At 54.6% G+C, this 26,862-nt stretch carries 17 protein-coding genes; 10 read left to right on the forward strand and 7 right to left on the reverse strand.

Annotated elements, in window-relative coordinates; genetic code table 11:
* Positions 1-309: 309 nt before the first annotated feature.
* The 6 genes from DCX48_12785 to bcsC all read left to right on the forward strand — a co-directional run bounded on the left by DCX48_12785 (position 310) and on the right by bcsC (position 12,008).
* Complete coding sequence (locus DCX48_12785) at positions 310-519, forward strand: hypothetical protein (protein QXE15317.1); 210 nt, start codon at positions 310-312, stop codon at positions 517-519.
* Positions 520-521: 2 nt separating this feature from the next.
* Positions 522-1,259, forward strand: coding sequence for a cellulose synthase operon protein YhjQ (gene yhjQ / locus DCX48_12790; protein ID QXE15318.1), 738 nt, complete (start codon positions 522-524; stop codon positions 1,257-1,259).
* Positions 1,256-3,955 (forward strand): UDP-forming cellulose synthase catalytic subunit, encoded by a 2,700-nt coding sequence (locus DCX48_12795; protein QXE15319.1) that lies wholly within the window; start codon positions 1,256-1,258, stop codon positions 3,953-3,955. Before yhjQ ends, DCX48_12795 begins: the two co-directional genes overlap by 4 nt.
* 74 nt (positions 3,956-4,029) lie before the next feature.
* Positions 4,030-6,324, forward strand: coding sequence for a cellulose biosynthesis cyclic di-GMP-binding regulatory protein BcsB (bcsB, locus tag DCX48_12800; protein QXE15320.1), 2,295 nt, complete (start codon positions 4,030-4,032; stop codon positions 6,322-6,324).
* A 6-nt stretch (positions 6,325-6,330) separates the two neighbouring features.
* On the forward strand, positions 6,331-7,446 hold the full coding sequence (gene bcsZ / locus DCX48_12805) for a cellulase (GenBank protein ID QXE15321.1): 1,116 nt from the start codon (positions 6,331-6,333) through the stop codon (positions 7,444-7,446).
* Between the two features lie 1,091 nt (positions 7,447-8,537).
* Positions 8,538-12,008: a cellulose biosynthesis protein BcsC gene (gene bcsC / locus DCX48_12810; protein ID QXE17233.1), complete on the forward strand. Its 3,471-nt coding sequence runs from the start codon at positions 8,538-8,540 to the stop codon at positions 12,006-12,008.
* Between the two features lie 5 nt (positions 12,009-12,013).
* Here the strand turns inward: bcsC and DCX48_12815 are convergent, their stop codons facing one another.
* Together DCX48_12815 and DCX48_12820 are read right to left on the reverse strand one after the other, a co-directional pair.
* Positions 12,014-13,069, reverse strand: a complete 1,056-nt coding sequence (locus DCX48_12815) for an AraC family transcriptional regulator (GenBank protein ID QXE15322.1) — start codon at positions 13,067-13,069, stop codon at positions 12,014-12,016.
* A 157-nt stretch (positions 13,070-13,226) separates the two neighbouring features.
* Entirely contained in the window at positions 13,227-14,234 is a 1,008-nt protein-coding gene (locus DCX48_12820; GenBank protein ID QXE17234.1) for a serine kinase, read from the reverse strand.
* Positions 14,235-14,492: 258 nt separating this feature from the next.
* On the opposite strand from DCX48_12820, the gene eat reads away from it, so the two are divergent.
* Both eat and DCX48_12830 read left to right on the forward strand, forming a co-directional pair.
* Positions 14,493-15,854, forward strand: coding sequence for an ethanolamine permease (eat, locus tag DCX48_12825; protein ID QXE15323.1), 1,362 nt, complete (start codon positions 14,493-14,495; stop codon positions 15,852-15,854).
* 33 nt (positions 15,855-15,887) lie between these two features.
* Positions 15,888-17,231 carry an aspartate aminotransferase family protein gene (locus DCX48_12830; protein QXE15324.1) on the forward strand — a complete coding sequence of 448 codons (1,344 nt, stop codon included), beginning with the start codon at positions 15,888-15,890 and terminating at the stop codon, positions 17,229-17,231.
* Between the two features lie 95 nt (positions 17,232-17,326).
* Here the strand turns inward: DCX48_12830 and ggt are convergent, their stop codons facing one another.
* From ggt to DCX48_12845, 3 genes are all read right to left on the reverse strand, one after another.
* Positions 17,327-19,105 carry a gamma-glutamyltransferase gene (ggt, locus tag DCX48_12835; protein ID QXE15325.1) on the reverse strand — a complete coding sequence of 593 codons (1,779 nt, stop codon included), beginning with the start codon at positions 19,103-19,105 and terminating at the stop codon, positions 17,327-17,329.
* 264 nt (positions 19,106-19,369) lie between these two features.
* Positions 19,370-20,719 (reverse strand): MFS transporter, encoded by a 1,350-nt coding sequence (locus DCX48_12840; GenBank protein ID QXE15326.1) that lies wholly within the window; start codon positions 20,717-20,719, stop codon positions 19,370-19,372.
* Between the two features lie 213 nt (positions 20,720-20,932).
* Positions 20,933-21,847, reverse strand: coding sequence for a GntR family transcriptional regulator (locus DCX48_12845; GenBank protein QXE15327.1), 915 nt, complete (start codon positions 21,845-21,847; stop codon positions 20,933-20,935).
* Positions 21,848-21,986: 139 nt separating this feature from the next.
* On the opposite strand from DCX48_12845, the gene DCX48_12850 reads away from it, so the two are divergent.
* Both DCX48_12850 and DCX48_12855 read left to right on the forward strand, forming a co-directional pair.
* Positions 21,987-23,009 carry a zinc-binding alcohol dehydrogenase family protein gene (locus DCX48_12850; GenBank protein QXE15328.1) on the forward strand — a complete coding sequence of 341 codons (1,023 nt, stop codon included), beginning with the start codon at positions 21,987-21,989 and terminating at the stop codon, positions 23,007-23,009.
* A gap of 13 nt (positions 23,010-23,022) precedes the next feature.
* The gene (locus tag DCX48_12855) at positions 23,023-24,468 is read left to right on the forward strand and encodes a tagaturonate reductase (protein ID QXE15329.1); all 1,446 of its coding nucleotides are present in this window, start codon (positions 23,023-23,025) and stop codon (positions 24,466-24,468) included.
* A 75-nt stretch (positions 24,469-24,543) separates the two neighbouring features.
* Here DCX48_12855 and DCX48_12860 read toward each other — a convergent pair whose 3' ends face one another.
* Together DCX48_12860 and DCX48_12865 are read right to left on the reverse strand one after the other, a co-directional pair.
* On the reverse strand, positions 24,544-25,455 hold the full coding sequence (locus DCX48_12860; GenBank protein ID QXE15330.1) for an O-acetylserine/cysteine exporter: 912 nt from the start codon (positions 25,453-25,455) through the stop codon (positions 24,544-24,546).
* Positions 25,456-25,611: 156 nt separating this feature from the next.
* Positions 25,612-26,820, reverse strand: a complete 1,209-nt coding sequence (locus DCX48_12865; protein ID QXE15331.1) for a DUF4432 family protein — start codon at positions 26,818-26,820, stop codon at positions 25,612-25,614.
* Positions 26,821-26,862: the final 42 nt, after the last annotated feature.

A 26,862-nucleotide genomic window follows, 5' to 3' on the forward strand; every position in this document is an offset into this window, starting at 1 on the left:
CCGTTAATGGCGGCAACTAACCAATCAAAATAAACTCTAGCAGCCCCTTGTAGGATCACAATGTCGCACCCTTAATTATTCCGTTCCCTTAATAAATTCCCTCTTTTACTATTTTTAGCGTTCAACATTACAAACACCAATTCATTGCTATAGTTAATTGGCCTGCCCACTATTTTATTAAAAACAGCAGAGGCGCAAGCCTTCATCTGCCAGACCGTCTGTCATGGGGCAAAAGAAGCACCACATCTGTTATTCAGATGTTTCCCTTTATCTATATCAATAACGGATAGCCTATTTCAGAGGCATGGAATGAATAACGAATCGACTCGTATAGATACCAGCGCACGCACCGATTTAACCGAGAATGCAAGATCTGATGACGACTTACGCGTTCTCAGTCAGGCTTTTTCTTTACCTGAAATAAACTATATCGATATCGCCCGTCAGACGCGTCTGAGCCAAATGATGGCTCGCTGGCCGCTGCTGGATGAATTAAAAGAACCGGCTGGGAGCGACTGACGATGCCCGTTATTGCCTTGCAGGGAATCCGTGGAGGCGTGGGAACAACCTCGATAGCCGCAGCATTGGGATGGGCCTTTCAACGACTGGGCGAATCCGCGCTGGTGATTGATTTCTCGCCGGACAATTTGCTACGCATTAACTTTAATATGCCGTTTGAGCAACGCCGCGGTTGGGCACGGGCGGAAGCCGACGGCGCACCGTGGCAAACCGGTGCCATGCAATATATCCCCGGATTGGATTTTCTGCCGTTTGGTCGCCTGAACACGCAGGAAGTCGCAACACTGCAACAGCATTACCAACAGCACCCCGCGATATGGCAAAACAATCTGACAAAACTCAGCGCTGCGGGCCGGCATCGCTGGGTATTGATCGATGTACCGGCGGGCAATAGCCCACTGACACGACAAGCGTTGGCCACCGCAAATACCGTTTTTCAGGTGGTGGTGGCGGATGCCAACTGCCATTCACGTCTACATCAACAGGCGTTACCGCGTCAGTGCCATTTTCTGGTCAATCAATTTTCTACCCTCAGTACGCTTCAGCAGGATTTACACCAGCTCTGGCTGCACACGCTGTCACACTTACTGCCGCTAGTGGTACATCGTGACGAAGCATTGTCAGAATCACTGATGCTGAAACAGCCGCTGGGCGAATGCCGCCCAGACAGCGTGGCAGCGGAAGAGGTCATGACGCTGGCAAACTGGTGCCTGATTCACGTCAAGGAAAGCGGCGTATGAGTGGCATCCTGCGCTTGTTTCTCGTTCCGCCCGCCAGACAGGCGATACAGCAGCGCTACCGTGGCTATCGTCAAAAAGGAGCCTCCGCATTTGCCGCCTTTTTCGCGACACTGTTTGCGATACTTGGCTGGATTTTCCTGCGGCTGGAGTCTGACGGCTGGCAACAGATTCGAGCGCAACGAACCTATTGGTTCCCACACATTTCGCCTCAGCGCCCACGTCCAGCCGATGTCCTTCGCTATCTGACGCAGGGTATTTGGTTGCTGACCATCAAAAATGGCCAGTTGCCTACATCACGCCGTAACTACTTCTCTGCGTTACCGCGCTGGCGGCAACGCTATATGAACGCGCAGCAAGAGCTGTTTACCCGCTTTAGCCACGCGAATACTGACGATCGCGAAGGCAGTGAATTAGGTGCCAACCGGATGAGCCGCGTACAGACGCTGGTGACGGTGACACTGAGCCTGCTGTGTGCGGCACTGGCCCTGCTGTGCATCACGCAGCCGTTTGATTTGCTGTCGCAATTTATTTTCATGACGCTGCTGTGGGGCATCGCCATGCTCGTGCGCAATATGCCGGGACGCATGCCGACGCTCATGATGATCGCGCTTTCTTTCACAGTCTCCTGCCGTTATCTGTGGTGGCGCTACACCGAAACGCTGAACTGGGACGATCCCGTCAGTCTGGTCTGCGGACTCTTGCTGCTGGCAGCGGAAACCTATGCCTGGGTCGTGTTGGTTCTGGGCTATTTCCAGACGATCTGGCCGCTCAACCGCTACCCTGTTTCGCTGCCGAAAGACAGCAAAACGTGGCCAACCGTCGATCTCATGATTCCAACCTACAATGAACCGTTGAGCGTCGTAAAACCGACGGTGTATGCGGCGCTGGGTATCGATTGGCCTAAAGACAAGATCAACATTTATATTCTGGATGACGGCGGTCGTGCCGAATTTAAAGCCTTCGCAGAGGAGGTCGGCGTCCATTACATCGCCCGCGTCACGCACGAGCACGCCAAAGCGGGGAACATCAACAACGCCCTGAAACAGGCAACAGGCGAGTTCGTCGCCATTTTCGACTGCGACCATGTCCCTACCCGCTCCTTTCTGCAATTAACCATGGGTTGGTTTTTCAAAGACAAAAAGCTGGCGATGTTACAAACGCCGCACCATTTCTTCTCGCCCGATCCGTTCGAGCGCAATCCGGGACGCTTCCGCCGCACGCCCAACGAAGGTACGTTGTTCTACGGTCTGGTTCAGGACGGTAACGACATGTGGGATGCCACATTCTTCTGCGGTTCCTGCGCCATCCTACGGCGTAAACCGCTGGATGAGATTAACGGCATTGCGGTCGAAACAGTGACGGAGGATGCCCACACCTCATTGCGTCTGCATCGCCGCGGGTACAGCTCGGCCTATATCCGCATTCCGCAGGCGGCGGGACTGGCAACCGAAAGTCTCTCAGCCCACATCGGGCAGCGTATTCGCTGGGCGCGCGGCATGGTGCAAATTTTCCGGTTGGATAATCCCTTATTCGGCAAAGGGCTGAAGCTAGGGCAGCGACTGTGTTATGCCAACGCCATGATGCACTTTCTGTCCGGGATTCCCCGGCTGATCTTCCTGACAGCGCCGCTGGCGTTTCTCCTGATGCACGCTTACATCATTTTCGCCCCCGCGTTAGCCATTGCGCTCTACGTGCTGCCGCACATGGTGCACGCCAGCCTGACCAACTCGCGCATTCAGGGTCGCTACCGCCACTCTTTCTGGAGTGAAATCTATGAAACCGTGCTGGCGTGGTATATCGCTCGTCCCACCACCGTAGCGCTGTTTAACCCGCACAAAGGGAAATTCAACGTGACGGCCAAGGGTGGGCTGGTTGAAGAACAGCATGTCGACTGGGTGATTACGCGGCCTTATCTGGTACTCGTGCTGCTGAATATTGCCGGGGTGCTGTATGGCATCTGGCGCCTGATTTACGGACCGTCGGAAGAGATCATGACGGTGTTCATCAGCCTGCTCTGGGTCGTGTATAACATGACGATTTTAGGCGGTGCCGTCGCGGTTGCGGTCGAAGCCAAGCAGGTACGTCAGGCACACCGGGTGGAGATGTCGATGTCCGCTGCCATCCTCCGCGCCGATGGTCATCTTTTCCCTTGTGTTCTGCGCGACTACTCTGATGGGGGCGTCGGCGTTGAGGCTCGCGAGTCAGGCATTCTTCAGGTCGGGGACAATGTCTCGCTGTTGCTAAAACGCGGCCAGCAGGAGTACGCCTTCCCTTTCAGCGTCACCCGCGCATTCGACAACAAGATTGGCCTGCGCATGATCAACCTGACCATCCGCCAGCATATTGATTTCATTCAATGTACCTTTGCCCGCGCCGATACCTGGGCGCTCTGGCAAGACAGCTTCCCGCAGGATAAACCAGTCGAAAGTCTGGTTGATGTACTGGCACTCGGCTTTCGCGGCTACCTGCGCTTGGCGGATTACGCACCGCCAGTCATACGCAATATTATTCTGGCCTTCCTCAACATCGTGGTGTGGGTCGTGTCATTCATCCCGCGCTATGTGGGGAGACGCGCCGCAACAGAACAGCCGGGCACTGCGCTGACGGAAAAAACCGGACATCAGGGCAAGACACCGTCTGTCCATGAAACGCGATTTGCACAAGAGAACCTGTTTACAGAAAAGACGGTGGCTTGATTGCCATTCACAGGCCGTGATCAACGGTCTTTTTCCCGACAAAGAAAAAGACCCTTAACATTGATGATGACACAATGACGAAAAAAATAATCTGGTTCACCGCATTGGCTTTAGGCGTCAGCTCATTATCTCAGGCTGTCACCGCACCGCCTGCGACGGCCACATCTGTGACTGACATGTCTACAACGAGCCTGCCCGCGATCCCACTGATGCAGCCGGCAACCAATGCCGCCGTGCGCAACATAGTCATGCCCTTTGCGAAAATCGCGCCAGCTCCGGGCAACTTTGCACTACGCGGCATCAATCCCGACGGGCAGATTGAGTTCGGCGTTCGCAGCGACGAAGTGGTGACGCAGGCTTCGCTCGATCTCGAATTTACCCCCTCACCGGCGCTAATCCCCACAGAGTCCCATATCAAGGTTTATCTGAACAATGAGCTAATGGGTGTCACCGCGATTGGCAAAGAGCAGATGGGTAAGTCGAATCGCGTCCGTATTCCTATCGATCCGCGCTACATCACGGACTTCAACCGCCTGCAATTGGTGTTCGTCGGCCATTATCAGAATATCTGTGAAAACCCAGCCAGCACCAGCCTGTGGCTGGATGTCAGCAAAGCCAGCGCGCTCAATCTGCAATTCCAGAAGCTGACGCTGAAGGATGATCTGTCGCCGTTCCCTGCACCATTTTTTGACAGCCGCGATACTCGCCCGCTGACGCTGCCCATCGTTTTTGCCGGCCAGCCGGATCTGCTACAACAGCGTGCCGCCGCCATGCTCGCTTCCTGGTTTGGCAGCAAAGCGCAATGGCGCGGGCAGTCCTTCCCTGCTCTCTTCAACCAGTTGCCGGATCGCCACGGCATTGTTTTCGCCACCAACGATAAGCGACCGGATTTCCTGCGCGATACTCCCGCAGTGAATGGGCCGACGGTGTCTATCATCAGCCACCCTGACGACCCTCACGTCAAACTGCTGTTGGTGCAGGGTCGTGATGACAATGAATTGCTCACCGCCGTGCAGGGCATCGCACAGGGGAACACGCTGTTCCGTGGGCAAACCGTTACCATCGATAAGGTCGAACAACTCGCCCCACGCCAGCCGTATGATGCGCCAAATTGGGTGCGCACCGACCGCCCGATGACCTTCGCCGAGCTTCAGCAATATAACGAACAGTTGCAAACCGACGGTATTATTCCCCGGCCGATTTCCCTGACCATGAATCTGCCGCCCGACCTGTTCCTGATCCGCAGTCAGGGCATCGATATGCGCCTGAAATATCGCTACACCGCGCCGCAGATTCAGGACGGTTCGCGTCTGAGCATCAATCTAAACAACCAGTTTGTACAAGCTTTCTCGCTGGCACCGGAGCACGACCAGAGCTCCCTGTTGATGCGCCTGCCGCTGACGCAGGGGTTATGGGATTCAGACAAGAGCCTGTCCATTCCGGCGCTGAAGCTGGGTACCACCAACCAACTGCGCTTTGACTTCAACTACACCACACTGCTTTCCAGCGGCACTGCTGACCGTTGCGAAACCTATACGCCGGTCGTGAATCACGCTGTCATCGACGGTAGTTCAACCATTAACTTCTCTGGCTATCGTCACTTTATGGCGATGCCGGATCTGCGTGCCTTTGCCAATGCAGGCTACCCGTTCAGCCGACTGGCTGATCTGTCACAAACGCTGGTGCTGGTGAGCAAACAGCCGCAGCCCGATCAGGTCAGTGCGCTACTGAACGCCATCGGCAACATTGGGGCACAAACCGGTTACCCTGCTTTAGCGATGCAACTCAGCGATGACTGGACGCAGGTGGACAAGCAGGACAGCGACATTCTGATGATCGGCGCTATCCCGCCTGAACTGCACGACGATGGCAAAATCAACCTGCTGGTCGAGCAAACGCAAAGCTGGATCAAGCAACCCACACGCCAAACCGTTATCCCAGACATGGGCTCGCCCGAATCTGATGCGAAGCCAGACAGCAAAACCACCGTCAGCGGTGACGGCGCGATGTCGGCGATTATCGGCTTCCAGTCTCCGTATCACGACCAGCGTAGCGTTGTCGCACTATTAGCCGATAGCCCGCAGGGCTATACGCTACTCAACAACGCGCTGATCGACAGCGAAAAAAGAGCCTCGCTGTTTGGTTCCGTTTCCGTCATCCGTGAATCGGGCATCAATAATCTGCGAGTCGGAGACGTTTATTACGTCGGCCACCTGCCGTGGTGGGAACGTATCTGGCATGCACTGGCGCAGCATCCTATCTGGCTGGCCATCATATCGACCCTTACCGTCATCATTATTGCCTGGCTGCTGTGGCGTGGACTGAAATTCTTCAGCCGCCGCCGTCTGTCGCCGGATGAAAGGGATTAGTGCGTCATGCCACGCGTGCTGCGCTACCTGATCCTCACGCTGCTGTGGCTATGGGCTTCCCTAGCCACCGCGGCCGTCTGCGACTGGCCCGCCTGGGAACAGTACAAACAGCATTACATCAGTGAGCAAGGGCGGGTGATTGATACCTCCACGCCCAATAAAATCACCACGTCCGAAGGGCAAAGCTACGCCATGTTCTTTGCACTGGTCGCCAACGATCGGGCGATGTTTGACAGGCTGCTGAAATGGACGGAAGACAACCTGTCCGCTGGCGATTTACGCGCTAACTTGCCGGCCTGGCTGTGGGGAGAAAGCAAAGATAAGCAGTGGGCGGTGCTGGATCCGAACTCCGCATCCGACGCCGATCTGTGGATTGCCTATAACCTGCTTGAAGCCGGCCGACTGTGGAAAGAAGCGCGTTATCAGACGCTAGGCACCACGCTGCTCGCGCGTATTGCCAAGGAAGAAGTCGTTAACATTCCAGGGTTAGGCGTGATGCTATTGCCCGGCAAAGTGGGCTTCGCAGAGAAAGAAAGCTGGCGCGTAAACCCTAGCTACCTTCCGCCGCAGCTGTTGGCCCGTTTTGCTCCGCTGGGTGAGACGTGGAAATCCATGCAACGCACCACGCAGCGCCTGCTATTGGAAACTGCACCGAAAGGATTTTCGCCCGATTGGGTCATCTGGCAAAAAGGCAAAGGCTGGCAACCTGATACCACCAAACCCAATATCGGTAGCTATGACGCCATTCGCGTCTACCTGTGGGCAGGGATGATGGCTGACAGCAGCAGAGGGAAAGCCGACTTGCTCAAACAGTTTCAACCGATGATTCAACAGACGCTCCAACAGGGTTTACCGCCCGAAAAAGCGGACACCGCGACAGGCGTGGTCACCGGACAGGGGCCCGTCGGGTTTTCCGCTTCACTACTTCCGATACTATCCCGCCAGCCGGATGCGCTAGCCGCTCAGCGACAACGGCTCGCCGCGAATCCACCGGGTGACGATGCCTATTTCTCTGCTTCTCTGACGCTCTTTGGTCAGGGATGGGATGAAAAGCGCTACCGCTTCACGTCACAAGGCCAACTTTTACCATCGCGGGGCAGCCAATGCACAACAACACCTTAAACTGGCTGCGTCTCCTCCCATTATTGTTGATTGCTGCGCCGCAGGCCTACAGCGCAGAAACCGTGTCGCCAGAGCAGTTCCTGATGGAGCAGGTGCGCTTGGGAGAAGCCAGCAACAAAGACGATATCGTGCGTCAGTCGCTCTATCGACTGGAGCTGATCGCGCCAAATAATCCCGAAGTGATCGCCGCCAAAATACGGCTGGCGATGCGTTACGGCGATCAAACGCAGGCCCGTCAGCTATTGGAGAAACTGAAAACGCTGGCACCCGACTCCACCGCCTATCGCCACGCAAGCATGATACTGGCACTGACGCAGGAAGAGAGCCGCCAACAGCTACAGAAGGCTCGTTCGCTATCTACCGCCGGACGCTATGCGGAAGCCAAAGCGCAGTACGACGCGCTCTTTCACGGCGATCCGCCAACACTCGATCTCGCCGTTGAATATTGGCGTCTGGTTTCTCACTTACCGAATCAGGAATTGGTCGCGATTAAGCAGTTGGTAGCGCTGGATCAGGTTTACCCTGACAACGTTCCTCTGCACCTTGCGCTCTCATACTTGCTCTTCCGTCAGGATAGTAACGAGCAAACCTATCCTTTGCTGAAGCAGTTGGCTAATGCCCCAGTCGGACGTAGTCAGGCAGCCTCGCTATGGCTGGCAATCATTCGGCGGATGCCTATCACACCGCAGAGCGTGGCGGAGTTAAATCGCTTTCTGACCCTATTTAATGAAGGAAAACGGGCAGAAACCGCGCGCAACGAGCTCAACCGCCAGCAGAAAATGTTATCCGATCCCACCTATCAGGCACACCTCCGTAGTCTGGTACAGGTTGAAAACGGTGGAAGCCACAGCACCACGCTCAATGAACTGAATAAAGCACTGGCTGCCACGCCAAACGCCCCTGAATTGATCGGCGCGATTGGTCTGGTTTACCTACGCGAAGGCGATCGGAAAAAAGCGTTGGAACAGTTTCAGAAGGCATTACAGGTGGATATGAGTCGTCTGCACAGCGGTAAATGGGAAGGACTCATCCAAAACACGCAAGATTGGACCACGATTGCGAAAGGTGACAACGCATTGAAAGCCAATAATCTGGCGCTGAACTGGCTGCGCCTCCTCCCGTTATTGCTGGTTACTGCACCGCAGGCATACAGTGCAGAAACCGCGTCGCCAGAGCAGTTCCTAATGGAGCAGGTGCGCTTGGGGGAAGCCAACAACAAAGACGATATCGTGCGTCAGTCGCTCCATCGACTGGAGCTGATCAACCCAGATAATCCCGAGGTTGTCGCCGCCAGATTCCGGCTGGTGCTGCGTCAAGGCGATCAGGCGCAGGCACGCCAGCAGTTGGAAAAGCTAAAAGCGGCGGCACCCGACTCTGCCATCTACCGTCAGTCAGCAATAACGCTGGCGCTGACGCAAGAAGAGCCGCGTAAACAATTACAGCAGGCTCGCTTGTTATCTACCGCCGGACGCTATGCGGAAGCCAAAGCGCAGTACGACGCGCTCTTTCAAGGCGATCCGCCAACGCTCGATCTTGCCGTAGAGTATTGGCGTCTGGTTTCACGCTTGCCCGACCAGCAACCTCTTGCAATCAAGCAACTGGAGACGTTGGATCAAGCCTACCCTAATAATGTGCCGCTGCGCATGGCGCTGGCGCGCCTGTTGTTTAGCCAGAATCGTAGCGAACAAGCCTATCCCCTACTGAAACAGCTTTCTAACGATCCGGTCGGACGTGGACAGGCAGCATCGCTGTGGCTGGAAATTATTAGCCGGATGCTGGTCACGCCACAAAGTGTGGCTGAATTAAACCGTTTTCTGACCGTGTTTGATGAAGGCGAACAGGCAGAAACCGCACGTAAAGAACTCAGTCGTCAGCAGGGAATATTAGCCGATCCCGTTTATCAGGGGCGGCTGCGCGCACTGGCACAGATTGAAGATGGCGGCGGCAATAGCGCCACGCTTGGCGAGTTAAATAAATCGCTGGCCGCCACACCAAACGACCCCGAACTGATCGGTGCGATTGGTCTGGTTTACCTGCGTGCTGGCGATCGGGTAAAAGCGTTGGCGCAGTTCCAGAAAGCATTACAAGCGGATGTGAATCGCCTGAACAGCGGCAAATGGGAAGGACTCATCCAAAGCACCCAGTATTGGACCACCATTACGGAAGGTGACAACGCGCTAAAAGCTAACAACCTACCGCTGGCGCGGCAGAAATATCAGCAGGCACGCCAGATGGATAATACCAATGCCTATGCGCTGATTGGTCTGGGCGACGTGGCCGTTGCCAGCAAAAATGATGCTGCCGCACAGCCGCTCTATCAACAGGCCTTACAACTTGAACCCGGCAATGACAACGCCTTGCGCGGTCTGGTCGGTATTTATCAGCGGCAATCGCCGGAGAAAGCGCTGGCTTACCTCAACAGCCTGCCACGCAGCCAGCAGAATACGATGCGGGAAACGCTTGCCTTACTGCAACTCGATATCCTGAAACAGCAGGCAGACCAGTTGTTGGAACAGCAGCAGTGGGCACTGGCGGAGGAAAAATATCGTCAGGTAAACCAGCAGGATCCAAACGATATTTGGTTTGCCTATCGTTATGCCCAAGTACTGCGCCAACTGGGGAAACCGCAGTTGGCAGACAGCGTAGTGCAGCGCGCGAGCGCCGTACCGCCCGCTAGCGCGGAGAAGAACTACGTTTACTCACTTTACCTGTCGTCCACCAATCGCGATGAGCAAGCACTCGCTCACCTGAACACGCTACCGGCAGCACAGTGGAACGACGACATGCGCGATTTATCGAAGCGTCTGACAAGTCAAACCACACTGGCGAAAGCAGAAGCGATGCGTGATGCGGGTGACGAAACCGCAGCGATGGCGTTCCTACGTCAGCAACCGGCCGACACGCGTATCGATCTGCTATTGGCAGACTGGGCGCTGGCTCGGGGTGAATACACAACGGCGCTGGCAGAGTATCAACGTATCCGCACGCGTGAACCACAGAACCCTGACGCACAGTTGGGTGAGATCGATGCCTTTATCGCGCAGGGGCAACAAGATGAGGCGCGCCAGCGCCTGAACCAACTCCCCGTGCAGGCGGTTGATACACTCAACGGCCAGCGGCGCGTCGCTAACGCCTGGCAAGCGGTAGGCAATCCGCAAAAATCGACCGCGCTTTTCCGTCAGCTAAAAATCGATGCACAGAAAGAGCCTATCAGTCAGGGCAAAGCATTGGTCTACCGCGATGCGGCACGCGTTGAGCAACAGCAATCCCAACCTGAACAGGCACAACAGGATTATAAACAGGCCATGGTCGCCAGCGGCATCGCTCCCGCGTTGCCACAAAGCGACGATGACTACACCCGACTAACGCGTAATAAAAGCAGCGACGACTGGCTACAACGCAGCATCCGCGCCGATGCGGCAGATCTGTATCGCAAACAGGATATTATCGTCACTCTCGATCACGATTACGGGAGTTCAAGCGGAACAGGCGGGATTTCCGACCTGAGCGCTCATAACACCATGCTGCAAGTGGATATGCCGCTGTACGATGGCCGCGCCTTCTTCCGCACCGATACCGTGCAGATGAACGCGGGTTCTTTCTCAACGGACAGCAACGGCGCCTACCGGGAAACCTTCGGTACCTGCGCCACACGGGACTGCTTCGACGGTAAATCGCAGAAAGCCACTGGCACCAGCGTTGCCGCAGGCTGGAAGAATGACCGTTGGTCAGCGGATATCGGCACCACGCCGCTCGGCTTTGATGTGGTCGATGTCGTCGGTGGTGCAAGCTATCGCGGCGACTGGCGGCAAATCGGCTGGACCGCGACGGCATCGCGCCGTCCGATCTCCAGCTCATTACTGGCATTCGGCGGCACCAAAGATCCAGGCACGGGCATTACCTGGGGTGGCGTGCGCGCGACGGGCGTCAGCCTTGGCCTGAGCTACGATCGGGGCGAAGCGCACGGCGTCTGGAGTGATTTCAGCGTCCACCAGATTACGGGCAAAAACGTGGCCGATAACGATCGCGCCCGTGCAATGGCAGGCTATTACTACAAGCTGATTAACGAGGATAACCAACGTGTCACGGTCGGTCTGAACAGCATGTGGTGGCGCCACCAGAAAGACTTAAGCGGCTACTCACTCGGTCAGGGCGGCTACTACAGCCCACAGCAATATTTCTCGCTGGGCGTGCCGGTGAATTATCGGCAGCGGACAGAAAACTGGTCATGGGAACTCGGCGGGTCGGTGTCATGGTCACGCTCCTCCACCAAAAACCAGCGTCGCTACCCGCTTGTCGGTCTGCTCGGCAACGCCGCGCTCACCGACAGAGACGACATCGAACAGGGCAGCAGCAGTTCCGGATTCGGCTACACGGCGCGTGCCATCGTCGAACGCCGTCTCAGTTCACACTGGACACTGGGTGTGGGTATCGACATTCAGCAAGCGAAGGACTACACCCCAAGCCACGGCCTCCTCTACCTGCGCTACTCCGTTTCCGGCTGGCAGGGCGATCTCGACAGTCCACCACAGCCGCTTACACCGTATGCGGACTTTAAATAGCAGCATCAGGAAAGATTAAGCGCTTCGCTTTTGCGCCACTGGCGCGGGCTGATGCCAAACCAGCGACGGAATGCGCGGGAAAAGGCGCTCACCTCGGAATAGCCGAGCAGCAGCGCCATTTCCGAAATCGGCAATTGCTTCTGTTGAAGATAGTGCGTCGCCATTTCACAGCGCAGCTTGTCTACCAGCAGCGAGAAACTAAGTCCTTCTTCCCGCAGGCGGCGCTGGAGCGACCAACTGGACAAGCCGACTTTTTCCGCCACCTCTTCCAGCGTCGGCTCTTTCTGCATCAGTAACAGATGAACCTGCGTGCGCACCTGATCGACGATACTTTGCTGTGGCGACGTTTCATTCAGGCGGCGAATGGCATCCTGCATCACCAGCAGCAGCGTCATATCGCGATCCGGCATAGTGCGGGCCAGTTGGTGTTTGGGAATAAGCAGAGAGTTATAGGGTTGGTCGAAATAAACGGGCGCATCGAACACCTTACAGTGCTCATGCCACATTTCAGGTCGCGGATGCTCAAAATGCACTTCGCGTGGCGCCCAGTGCTTGCCCAAGACATGGCGAATCAGGTTGAGCAACATACCGAGTGTCAACTCAGCATCCTGACGGCGGTGCAGAATGGCACCGTGCCGGACTTGATAATCCAGCCGCCAGCAGTCACCTTTATCGACCATGCGCGTCAGCGTGTCGTGCTGATGGCAAGGAAACGCCTTCACCACATTGTGCAGCGCCTGCTCCAACGTATCCGAACATAAACCGATATAACCGATCAGGCCTAATGACTGCGGTTTAAACTGCTTGCCGTAGCGTAAACCGAAATTATCAACGCCCGAATTACGCGCCGCTTCCTCCATCACACGGCAATAATTCACCAGCCCCAGACTGAGCGTAGGGCTGGCGAGTTGCTCAGGATCGACGCCGCTGATGCCAAAGATACGATCGGCATCGCCGCCGTTATCATGAATAAAGTCGCCAAGCCCGCTTGCCGCCGCCGCCAGCACACCACAGTTGCGGGAGAACGCCGCATTCAGCGCCGAGTACGTCACGTTTTCCATTGCCTTTCACCTCGCCGTATCACACGGCCCGCCAACAGGCCATGGAGAGATCAGCAAGTTTCGTACCAGTCCGGAATAACGTAAAATCAATGGATTACAAACAACACACGAAGCGAACAGGCATTACCATAGCGCAAGCTGCCCGCCTGTGGTGCATTCAGGCCACCCCAAGCGGCAGGTCGTGGGTTTCCAGATAACGTCGACACAGACGAACGCTGTGGCTCGCCCAGTCGGGCCCGAGACTCTGCGCCATCTCCGTTTCCGCATGCGACCCTACCCACGCGGTAAGCTGGATACGCCGTTGAATCAACAACGTCGGCAGCAACGCCAGTTCTTCATCACTGACGTGAGCGACACGTTCGTAGCCACATAGCCAGTTTTCAACCCATTCGGCTGCGCGTGGATGATGCTCCACAAAGCTAATTGCCGCCGCCAGATCGTGCAGATACCATCCCATACCGCAATCGTCAAAATCGATTACCCGCGTTTCGCCGCGGTGCAGAAGCAGATTGGTCAGGCGTAGATCGGCATGAATCAGTCCATAGCGGTGCGGCGCTTTGCCAAACTCCGCCATTTCCGTCCCCATACGATCGATAGCCTCTTCGACAATACCGTGTTCGCCACGCGATAGGTTCGGCGCGTCACGCCAGTTTCCCCAGTGGCTTTGCGCGCTCACCATCGTGTGATGATCCCAGACAATACGCTGGAAGCCGTCAGGCTTTTGCCACTGGCGGCTATGCTGGTGCAGGTGAGCGGTAATCTCGCCCAGTTGCCGGAATGCACGCGGATCAATGTTAGTGGTCGGCATCTCGCCGTCAATCCAGTGGAACAGAACCGCGTAGCGACAGGAACCATCCGACAAACCCAGCGACTGCACCCGTTCCCCACTCGCATCGCGTACCGCTTCTGGAACCACAATTCCCGTCTCACGCAGCGCGTCCAACCACAGCAGCTCACTTTCAATCTCCGATTTCTGGTGATAGTGGCTGCGATGTAGCCGCAATGCATAGCGTTTACCCGCTGACGTAACAAGGAACGTCGCATTTTCCGAGCGGCACAGCAGCCGCACTTCCCCTTGCAGCGCCGCCGGATAGCAGGCAAGCGCCCGGTGCGCCAGCGAGGTAATTTCCGCATTATTTAAGGTGTCGTATTGCTTAGCACTCATGGTTTCCACTCCGACGCGAGTCAACGAGCGTTCAGCATGGCGTGTGTCGTACAGAGAAACTTGACGCACCAGAACCCATGTTTGACCCCAGATGGCGTGGGGGCGATACCCACCATAAAAGTTGACTTCAGCGCGCAGCATTCGATACGCCCGCGTCAAGTTTTCCACCGGAAAGCGTGGGCATTATCGCTACACAAGCCAACAGGGGTTGCCGTACTGGCCCCGAATAACCATGAGCAAACTGACGGGGATAATGTGATGACGAGCAAATTAAAGCCCACGCTGGGCGCCCTGCATTTGTGGGGTATCGCGGTAGGACTAGTAATTTCTGGTGAATATTTTGGCTGGAGCTACGGCTGGGGCGTCGCGGGCACGTTAGGATTTTTGGTCACGACGCTGTTCATCGCCGCCATGTATACCTGTTTTATTTTTAGCTTTACCGAACTCACGACGGCGATCCCACATGCCGGTGGCCCTTTTGCCTACAGCCGACTCGCGTTCGGCGATCTGGGTGGATTGATTGCCGGTATGGCCACGCTGATTGAATTTGTTTTCGCGCCGCCCGCTATTTCGATGGCGATTGGCGCGTACCTGAACGTGCAATATCCCGAGCTGAATCCCAAACTTGCGGCCGTCGGCGCGTACCTTATCTTCATGAGTCTGAACATTCTCGGTGTGAAACTGGCGGCGATGTTCGAGCTGGTGGTCACACTGCTAGCCGTCATGGAGCTTTTGGTGTTCATGGGCGTGGTTGCGCCGGGCTTCAGCCTGAGCAACTTCGTGGCGCACGGCTGGGCGGGACAGAATGAGTTTTCGCCAAGTGCCATTTCCGGCATGTTTGCGGCAATACCGTTCGCCATTTGGTTTTTCCTCGCTATCGAAGGTGCAGCGATGGCAGCCGAGGAGGCGAAAGATCCGAAACGCACCATCCCCCGCGCCTACGTGAGCGGCATTCTGACGCTGGTGGTGCTGGCAATTGGCGTGATGGTGATGGCTGGTGGTGTAGGCGACTGGCGTCAGCTCTCCGACCTTAACGATCCCTTACCACAGGCAATGAAGCTCATCGTCGGGGAAAACTCCAACTGGATGCACATGCTGGTGTGGATTGGTCTGTTCGGCCTGATCGCGAGCTTCCACGGTATTATTCTGGGCTACTCCCGCCAGTTCTTCGCCTTGGCGCGCGCGGGCTATCTCCCGCCGGGGCTTGCCAAGCTGTCCCGCTTCCACACGCCACACCGCGCCATTCTGGCTGGCGGCGCAATAGGGATTGCCGCCATCTTCTGCGACGGGATTAACCTACAGGGCATGAACCTGACAGCAGCGATGATTACCATGGCGGTTTTTGGTGCCATCGTCATGTACATCATGAGCATGTTAAGTCTGTTTCGCCTGCGCCGCAGCGCACCCAATATGGCACGCAGCTATCGCGCGCCCGGTTACCCTATCGTCCCCGCGTTCGCACTCGTCTGCGCCATCATCTGCCTGATTGCGATGCTCTGGTTTAACCCGGTGATCGGTGGGCTGTTCTGCACCTTTATGCTGCTCGGCTACCTCTATTTCCTGACCACCAAAGCACGACGGGAACATCTGCTTGAGCCGCTTGTCGCCGATGCCAACTAACGCTGAGGCGCACATTTTATAACGGGAGAGATTATGGCAACACGTTCAACCATCATGGATACCAACAGTTTCCGCGCCGAGCATGCCGACGCGCTGAGCGCGGATATCCGTACGCTGACCGATAAACGCAGCAAGATACTGGGTGAATCCTATCGGCTGTTTTACCGCAAACCCGTTCATTTGGTGCGCGGCGAAGGGCAATACCTGTGGGATGCCGACGGCAAGAAATACCTCGATGTGTATAACAATGTCGCCAGCATCGGCCACTGTCATCCAGCGGTGATAGAAGCCGTGCACCAACAGATGACGATGCTCAATACCCACACGCGCTATCTGCACGAGCGTATTCTGGACTATTCGGAGCAGCTCCTCGCCACTACACCGGCGGCGATTAACCGCGCCATGTATATGTGTACCGGTTCAGAAGCCAACGATCTGGCGATCCGCGTGGCACGCGCCTGGAGCGGCGGCACGGGCGTGATCGTAACGCGCGAGGCCTACCACGGCACCAGCGATCTGACCTCAGGTGTATCACCAGCGTTAGGCAGCGGTCAGCCACTGGCGACGACGACCCGACTGGTACCACCGCCGGACGCCTATCGTGTTAATACGCCGGACTTGGGCGTATGGTTTGCCAATGAAATCCAGACACAGATCGACGATATGGCGGCTCACGGCATCAAATTCGCCGCGTTTCTCGCAGATTCCATTTTCTCTTCCGACGGCGTCCATCCCAACCCACGCGGTTTTTTGCGTCCCGTGGTTGATGTCGTGCACCGCAACGGCGGTATTTTCATTGCTGATGAAGTTCAGCCCGGTTTCGCACGCACTGGCGACGCCTTTTGGGGTTTCGCACGACATGACGTGGTGCCGGATATCATCACCACCGGAAAACCGATGGGCAACGGCATCCCGGTTTCCGGGCTGCTGGCAAAAAGCGACGTGCTCGCCGCCTTTAGCGACCAGATCCCCTACTTCAACACGTTCGGAGGGAATCCGGTGGCAATGGCCGCAGCACAGGCGGTACTGAACGTGATACACGATGAGCAGCTTCAGGAACACAGTCGCGTAGTCGGCGCACAGTTGCTGGCGGAACTGACCACTCTGCAAGACAAATACGCCAGTGTAGGCAACGTGCGCGGTGCCGGGTTATTCATCGGGTTTGAGTTGGTGAGCGACAGAGAAAGTAAAACGCCGGATAAAACGCTGGCGCTGAATCTGACAGAAGCGCTACGCGACCGCGGTGTTCTGACATCCGTCGCAGGCCCTTATGGCAACGTGCTTAAATTACGCCCGCCGCTGGCATTCCAAACTCAGGACATCGACTGGCTGGTCGGCGCGCTGGATGACTGTCTGGGCGCGCTAACCCACGACTGATTTTGCTTTCATTTACATCAGATTGCTTTAACACCACTGCCATAAACGGGCAAACTCAGGAGCCTACCAAAATAGGCTCCTGAAGCACTTTAAAATCAATACCCTATCGCTGCCCCAGCCGGGCGGCGGATATCATTTGCGCCGTACAGGTAACCTTCACGCACCTTGCCGGATACCGCCGAGTCATTACCTGAATCCGCTGGCGTCACGCCTGCTGCTCCCGGTAAGCCAACCAGAATCAGCTCCGCTGCGCCCCAAGGAGTCTGCTCGACCATCTTGTAGCCGCGCTGCTTCAGCAGATTCAGCGTATCGGCAGAGAGCCCGCGCTGTTCGTAATACACCTCGTCCGGTAACCACTGGTGATGGATACGTGGCGCATCCACCGCTTCCTGCGGTGCCATGCCGTGGTCGATAATATTCAGCGCCGTTTGCAGCGTGATGGTGATAATGCGCGAACCGCCGGGCGAACCAAGCACCATGAAGACTTTGCCGTCTTTCGTCACCAATGACGGGCTCATGGACGAAAGTGGGCGCTTACCGGGGGCGATCGAATTACGCTCCCCTTGCACCAACCCGTACAGGTTTTTCTCGCCAATTTTAACGGTGAAGTCATCCATTTCGTTATTGAGGAAGAAGCCCGTACCCGGTGCAATCACCACCGAACCAAAACGTCCGTTAACGGTATACGTAGTGGATACCGCGTTGCCCTGATTATCCACGATGGAATAGTGCGTCGTTTCTGGTCGCTCGTGCGGACCCACTCCCGGCTGTACATTTTTGGACGGCGTCGCGTTCTCCGGTTCGATTTGTTTGCGGATTTCGGCGGCGTAATCCTTACTCAACAGGTGCTCGACAGGGTTACTGACAAACGCCGGATCACCGAGGTACGTATTGCGGTCCATGTACGCGTGACGCATCGCTTCCGTCAGCACATGAACGGTGGCTGCCGAGTTAAAGCCCGTCGATTTAATGTCGTAACCTTCGACAATATTAAGAATTTCACACATCGTGATGCCACCGGAGCTAGGCGGCGGTGAAGAGACAAACTGATAACCGCGATAGTTACAGGTTACCGGTGCCGTTTCGGTAATACGGTAATCAGCAAAATCAGCCGCTGTCAGGATGCCACCGCCCTGCTTTGCTGCCTTCTCCACTGCCTGCGGAATCGTGCCTTTGTAGAAGGCATCCGGCCCTTTAGCGGCAATCGCCGCCAGCGTATTCGCCAGATCGGTTTGCACCAGCTTATCGCCGGGCTGCAACGGGCTGCCGTCGGGACGTAAGAAAATGCGCGCCGCTTCAGGATCGGCTTTAAAGCGTTTGATGGTAGTGTCCAGAATATCGGTATCCGCACGCGTGAGTTCAAAACCTTCACGCGCCAGTTTAATCGCCGGGGTCATCACCTGTTCACGCGTCAATTTGCCGTATTTTTGCAACGCGGTATCCAGCCCTAACACCGTTCCCGGTACGCCAGCAGCCAGATAGCCGTACAGGCTCGCGTCTTTTTTCACGCTCCCATCCGCGTTCAGATACATGTTGGCACTGGCCGCCGCAGGCGCCGTTTCACGGAAGTTGATAAAGGTGTCTTTCCCATCGGCCAGATGCAGCGTCATAAATCCGCCGCCGCCGATATTGCCACAGCAGGGGTTCACCACCGCCTGCGCATAGCCCACGGCCACGGCGGCATCAATCGCATTGCCGCCCATTTTCATGATATCGACGCCAATCTGCGAAGCCAGATACTGCGAGCTGACCACCATACCGTTTTTCGCTTCCACTGCGGGGGCCGAGGCCGCCTGCACAGTTCCACTCACCAGCAGCGCCGTCACGCTCAGTGACAACAGCCATTTTCCCGATGTTGTGTTTTTTATTCTCATGAAGACCCCTTTATCCCGTTGATTTTACTTACCGCTTTTATCTCTACACTCTTGCAAAGCCAACGTGCAAAGTCCGCGCCAACAAACGGCAGCGGCTTAACAGATTGGTCAACGGCAGTAAAAAGCGTAGGAAAGGCATGAGAAATTGCGAGCATGTCGTGCCACCTTTGCGACACGGCACGATCAATACGCACCGTCATAAGGCAACGTGACAAAAAACCGCCCCGCAGAAGGAAGGGGTTAAAGATGCGGGGCGGCGGAGAATCAATCCTTACGGGGATCGCTAATCGGTTGGCGAACGAGGAAGATGTAGGCCAGAGCACCCAATACCGTCACACAGCCACAGATGATCAGAGCCAGACGGAAAGAATTCGTGGTGTCCACAATAAAACCGGTCACGATCGGGGCAAACGATGCACAAATGAAGCTGGCAAAGTTTTGGATACTGCCGACCGATGCCGTCATACGCGACGCAACGGCAACATGGATCAGCCCCCAGCACGATGTTCCAGCAAAGTGAATGCAGAACAGCGCCATACTAATCAGTGACACTGCTTCTATTGAGGTTGTCGCCTGTGGTACCACAAAAGTAAAAGCCGCAGAGCACAACATACCGGCAATGATGCAGATTTTACGGCTCTTGATCGGTTCCATTCCCTTTTTCACCAGCCAGTCCGTGACATAGCCGTTCACTAGCATCCCGGCGGCACCAAACAGGAAAGGAATCGCGGCCATCAGGCCCGTGCTTTTTAAATCCAGGTTATAAGCCGTTTGCAGATAACCGGGCAGCCAGGCCAGATATAACCACGCGGTATAGTTGATGCCGCTAAAGCCCAGCATCATGCCCCACATCGTGCGGTTACGGAACAGACTACGCCATTCAATAAAACTCAGCGGATCGCGACGAGCGTTCACACTGCCTGCGTTCAGGTAAGTCTGCTCATCAGCGGTGAGTTCGATCTGCTCACGGTTGCGATACAACATATACCAGCCTATAGCGAGGAGAATGCCGAACAGGCCGATGGTAATGAACATACCGCGCCAGCCCATGACCAACATCATCGCAGCCAGAATGGGTGGGCTCATCGCAACACCAATAGTTGAAGCCGCATTAAAGAACCCCATCGGGCGGCCACGTTCTTTGATGTTAAACCAGTCGTTTATCACCTTCACACCACATGGGTTCATCGGTGCTTCGCCAATCCCCATGCCAATACGAACCAGTACAAATTGAGTAAAGCTGTGCACCATGCCAGACAGCGCCTGAAACAGTGACCAGAAAAACATCCCAAGACCCAGCATAATGCGCGGGCCTTTACGATCCAGCAACGGGCCACAAGGGAGCTGTGCAATCCCATAGGCAAGAGAGAAAACGGATAGCAATGCACCGATTTCTGTCGCACTCAGCCCCAATTCCTGACGAATAGTTAAGTTAGCCACCGAAAGAGAACTGCGGTCGAGATAATTAATCACCGCAGCAAAAAATAGAAGAATCATTGCCGTGGTTTGAATACGTTTAATTCGACTACTGCGTTGAACTATTCCCTCTGGCGGTGCTGAAGAACGGGTATCAAACGAAGAACGCGGGTCTAGCGTTATATTATTTTTTTCCACGTCTGGCTCCTGGATATTATAATTTTATCTTTACTCGACGTAGGGTTGAGTAAAGTGGCTTTAAATGAAAAGCAATGAAATACGTAATCACTACTCACGAGTTTTTATTACTACAGTCGACTTCTCGTGAGCATAGATAAGAGATATTTCTCAGGCGTTTTTATTTTTATAAAACCGTGCTCCTGATAATGGTTTACGGTTTTTAATTGGTTTTTAATGGTCAGTCCGAACAGTCTGGTTAATTGAGCGAATCATCGATTGTTTAGCTGAATTCAAATGGTTACGAAGTGCCAGCGTGGCATCCAGATCGCTTCGGCAGATCAACGCACTGAGGATGGTCATATGTTCGTCAATCGCGATGATGTTGCGCTGTTTGAGATCGCTTTCATCCCACTGGTAGTGAAAGTGAAATATCACGGAGATAATTTCAAGTGACTGATCAAAAAAGACATTTTCGGCAGCAGAAAGTAAAAGTGCATGAAAGTTACGGTCGAGCTGCGAGAACATACGAAAACTGTTACCAATGCTGTCACGTAACATGCGGTGGCGTTCCAGCAACGTTTTAGCCTGTAGCCAGCGGGGGTCATCATCTGGCAGATTGAGGAAGTGTTGCAGAGCATGCGTCTCCAACATTTCCCGTAATTCAAACAGCTGTTCCGCGTAGGCCTGATCGAACTCTTTCATACTCCACTGCCCACGTTTTTCGTTCTGAATCAGGTTGTAACGCCCAAATTTCAAAAGATACTCACGCACTACCACTGGGCTAACACCGGCGTCACGCGCGAGTTGTAGCTCTGAGAATGTCTCACCCACGCGGAGCTGACGCTGGTTGATCATGGTGAAAAACGCCTGCTCGAAAATGCGGTTTTGCTCATCCATCGGCGCGGTAATACAGGTAAACCCATCATCGTGGTCGGGTTTTCGGGCGATCACATAATCGCTGCTAACCTGCGTAAGCACGCCGCAATCGCGCAGATGAGCCAGAATATGGCGTACCGTTGTGCGGCTGATGTTATACATCTCCGCCAGCGCATTTTGCGACGGCAGAGGTGACGGAATATGACCGCGGGCCATATCATCGATAATCTGATTAATGACATTGTGACGTAAATTTTGCGAACGGCTCAGAGAGATCTCCTTTTTTCACACATTAAAAACCGATTTAAAACATTTTTATGAGTCCGCATTCACAATTTACACCTCCTGTTTCTCATCAATATTTTTTTTCATCAATATCTGAAAAAACAAAAAACAGGAGAGAACAATCATGTCAACAATGAATACATTGATTTGCCAGGAACCGAAAAAATTAGTCTGGAAAAAACGTGAAATACCTATTCCGGGTGAGGGTGAAGCATTAATTAAAATTAAGTCTGTGGGTATTTGTGGAACAGATATTCATGCCTGGGGAGGGAACCAACCTTTTTTCAGCTATCCACGCGTATTAGGTCACGAAATATGTGGTGAAGTTGTCGATACCGGAAAAAATGTAGATCACTTTAAAAAAGGCCAGCAGGTTGCCGTCATTCCCTATGTAGCCTGTCAGCAATGTCCAGCCTGCAAAAGCGGTCGTACCAACTGCTGCGAGAAAATTTCAGTGATTGGTGTACATCAGGACGGTGGATTCAGCGAGTATCTGGCGGTTCCCACCACAAACTTACTGCTCGCAGAAGGGATCGATCCACAAGCGGCAGCATTAATCGAGCCATACGCCATTAGTGCACACGCCGTCCGTCGGGCAAAGGTGTTACAGGGTGAACAGGTGCTGGTCGTCGGCGCCGGACCGATTGGCCTCGGCGCGGCAGCCATCGCCAAAGCAGAGGGAGCTCACGTGGTTGTCGCCGATACCAGCGCTGCCCGCCGCGAACACGTTATTGCCCATCTGGGTTTATCGGTAGTCGATCCCTCCGCCGAGGACTTTGAAGCCCAGCTACGCGCCGAATTTGGCGGTTCATTGGCAGAAAAAGTGATTGATGCCACGGGTAATCAGCATGCGATGAACAACACCATTAACCTGATTCGCCATGGCGGCAGCATCGTGTTTGTCGGTCTGTTTAAAGGCGATTTGCAGTTCTCAGACCCTGAATTCCATAAGAAAGAAACCACGATGATGGGCAGCCGTAACGCCACACCGGAAGACTTCGCCAAAGTAGGACATCTGATGTCTGAGGGTAAACTCACCGCAGAAATGATGCTGACGCACCGTTATCCCTTTTCCACACTGGCTGACATCTATGAAAGGGATGTCATTAACAACCGTGAGCTGATCAAAGGCGTCATCACATTTTAATGAGGGCATACTCATGAAGACATTGAACCGGAAGGACTTTCCCGGCGTATGTTACCCAACAAAAGTGATTCAGTTTGGTGAAGGTAACTTCCTACGCGCCTTTGTGGACTGGCAGTTGGATATTCTGAATGAGAAGACCGATCTCCAGGCGGGCGTAACCATTGTACGCCCCATTGATACGGATTTTCCGCCGTCACTCAATACGCAAGATGGGCTTTACACCACGGTCATTCGCGGACTTAACGAACAGGGTGAGGCCGTCAGCGATGCGCGCCTGATCCGCTCGGTCAATAACGAGATTAACCCGTATCAACATTTTGCCGATTACCTGGCACTGGCCCATAACGCCGCCATCCGTTTTGTTTTCTCAAACACCACGGAAGCGGGCATCAGCTATCACGCTGGCGACAGCGTCAACGATACGCCGCCAGTCAGTTTTCCTGCCAAGCTGACACGCCTGTTGCTGGAACGCTTTACGCATTTTAACGGTGAGAACGATAAAGGCTGGGTCATCATTCCCTGCGAACTGATCGACTATAACGGAGAGGCGCTCAAAGCCTTGGTTCTGCGCTATGCTCAGGAATGGCAACTCTCACCGGCATTTATCGACTGGATTGAGACAGCAAATACCTTCTGTTCCACACTCGTGGACAGAATCGTAACGGGGTATCCGCGTGAAGAATCGTCAGCGCTGGAAGAAAAACTGGGCTATCACGATGCCTTTCTGGATACCGCCGAGCATTTTTACCTCTTTGTGATTCAAGGCCCCGACTGGCTGGCGGATGAGCTGAAACTCGCGGAATGCCCGCTGAACATCCGCATTGTTGACGACATCAGACCGTATAAAGAACGCAAAGTAGCTATTCTGAACGGTGCACACACCGCTCTGGTTCCGGTTACCTGGCTCTGCGGGCTGGAAACGGTAGGTGAAGCAATGCAGGATGCCGATGTGCGTCGCTTTGTAGAAAACACGCTACATCAAGAGATCATCCCGGTGCTGGATTTACCGGCCAATGAGTTGCGTGAATTTGCCGATGCCGTCACCGGACGTTTTCAGAACCCCTACATTCGCCATCAGTTGCTCTCCATCGCGCTCAATGGCATGACCAAATTCCGTACACGTATTCTGCCGCAATTGCTGGCAGGCCACTGCAACGGACGCTTTCCGGCACGGTTGACGTTTGCTCTGGCCGCACTGATTGCCTTCTACCGCGGAGAACGAGCAGGTGAAACCTACCCTTTACAGGATGATGAGCAGTGGCTCACCCGCTACCGCCAGCTATGGCCACGCGTGGGGACCGATCTGACCGTGCATGAATTGGTCAACGAGGTACTCGCAGATACCGCGCACTGGGGGGAGGATCTCACTCAGCGGTCAGGTTTAGTGGAGCAGGTGACCACCAATCTGGGCAATATTTTGGCGCAAGGTATGCGTCAGGCGGTGAAAGCACTGGAATGATGATGATCGACAGCGCCCGACGGGCGCTGTTTTCCCTTGCCAGATAATACAGACCCACATTGTTCGACTGCGCCGCTACGACTGCCGCGCAGGTCGCCATGCACGCAGCCGTGCGCCAAACACATTCACCAGCAGACCGACCATAATCAGCAACGCACCGGCAATTTGTAATAGCGAGAGGGATTCACCGAGAAAAACGGCGGCGCTAACCAGCCCAACCACCGGCACCAACAGTGACAAGGGGGCCACGCGCCAGGTTTCATAACGTGCCAGCAGGCTTCCCCAAATCCCATAGCCAATGATCGTTGCCGCAAACGCCAGATACATCAGAGATAGGATCGTCGGCAGTTGAATGGTGGTTAAACTATGGACAATTACGTCCTTGCCTTCAAACAGCCAGGAACTGATGAAAAACGGCACGACAGGCACCAGTGCGCCCCACACCACCAGCGACATAATGCGCACTCCACTGTTTTTGCTCATGATAATTTTATTGGTGATGTTACCCACCGCCCATGACAACGCCGCCGCTAACGTCAGTAGCAGCGTAGTGGTGGTCATACCGGATGACATTTGCAGCGCCGTGCGCCCTTCTGCCAGCACCACCATCCCTATCGCCGCCACCAGAATGCCGACAACGTGATTCCAGCGCAGCTTTTCCGACAGCAATACCGCGCCAACCAGCAACGTAAAGAAGGCCTGAGCCTGCAACACCAACGACGCAATCCCGGCAGGCATGCCCAGCTTGATGGCGAGAAACAGGAAGCCAAACTGACCAAAGCTGATCGTCATGCCATAGGCGATCAGCCATTTCAGAGGAATACGCGGGAAAGGAACAAATAAAATAGCCGGGAGCGCTACCAGCGAAAAACGTAGCCCTGCCAGTAAAAAAGGCGGCATGTCGTTCAGCCCGACCTTAATCACGACAAAATTCACACCCCATAACACCACGACACAAAGCGCGAGCAGCGCATCTTTCAACGACATCCTCATCCCCTGATCAAATACGTAACAAATACCTTCCTCAAGGTACGCGTAAAATGAGAGAACGAATAAGAAAAGATAATTATGACGTTACGTGATGATGACTGAGCGTGACGTGAGATGGCCGACCACCACATCAGTGGTCGGCATAGATGGCGATTACTCGACGGCGATCGGTTTTTCCGTCAGCGTGGTTTTGTTCTCGCCCTGAATGGCTTTCACTTTCTGTTCCGTTTTTTGTACCGCATCCGCGCTACTCAACAGGCTGTATGTCAGCTCAAACGTGGTGCTCTGGCCGGGCTGTAGCTTTTTGACTCGCCCTTGCTCACGCTCAATCGTGACGGGATAGGCGTAGTTAGTGCCGGGTTCGATCCCCGTGACGTAGCCTTGTTTTTCCGTATCCGTATTTTTCCACAGCGTCAGCAGCGGCAGTTGGTGGGTATCAAAGGCAATCGACACCCCCTTATCTCCCGCTTTATTCACCAACGCAGCCAGCGTTTTGCCTTGTGCATCCGTATACGGCGTAATGTTGAACACCATCTCATCAAAGTCTTTTGTCGGCCCTTTGTAGGTTTGCCAGGTTGCCAGACCCGCTTTGGCGTGGTCATTAAACGGAGAAATCTCTTTTACGGGTGCGAGGAAACGCGCGCCGTCTTCCAGAATCGGCGTGCCGAAATTGCTGTGGTAGATAATTTGGTAGTCGCGCGGGTAGTCGGCTTTATTGGTCAGTACATCATGCACGGTAAACGACTCGCTGCCGGGGACGTAACGCAGCTCGGTCCAGGTTTCCAGATTCGACTTCTTAAAGCTGTTTTCCTTCAGCAAACCCCGTACCGTAATGGTATACGGCGCGTTATCGCTGACTTCAACCACCACTTTTGAGGCAGGTGTGTTACCCGCACGACCGTGCAGGGTGTAGATCATGCCATCGCTGACGACCGGATGCCCCGTCCATTCAAATCCACAGCGCACCATCATCTCATTGAAACCTTCCAGCCAGCCCAGTCCATTACGGCTTTCCAGATTGATAGTATTCGGATTGACGACCTCATCAACCGGCGAATCCCATCCCAAACGGATGTTTTTACCTGCTGCATGCAGTAAATTCATCCCTCGCGTCGGGCTGAGAGCAATTTTCAGTCCGTCCTGACTGGTAATCGTAATCACTTTACTGCCTTCCTGACGTCCGCCGTGCAGGACTTTTTGCTCAATGCTGAAGTGCTGATTCTTGATCTTCAGTGCATCACTGCTGATTTGCCAATTTCCCTTTTCCACACTGCTTTCAGCATCTGTCAGCACAAACGTCTGCGCCGATAGTTGCCATGATGTCAGCGCCAGTGTAATGCCCATTGCCAGTAATTTTTTCATGTTAACCATCCCTCGTTGCTGAATTGTTTTAGCTAATGCGAG

Source organism: Pectobacterium atrosepticum (assembly GCA_019056595.1).
Taxonomy (GTDB): domain Bacteria; phylum Pseudomonadota; class Gammaproteobacteria; order Enterobacterales; family Enterobacteriaceae; genus Pectobacterium; species Pectobacterium atrosepticum.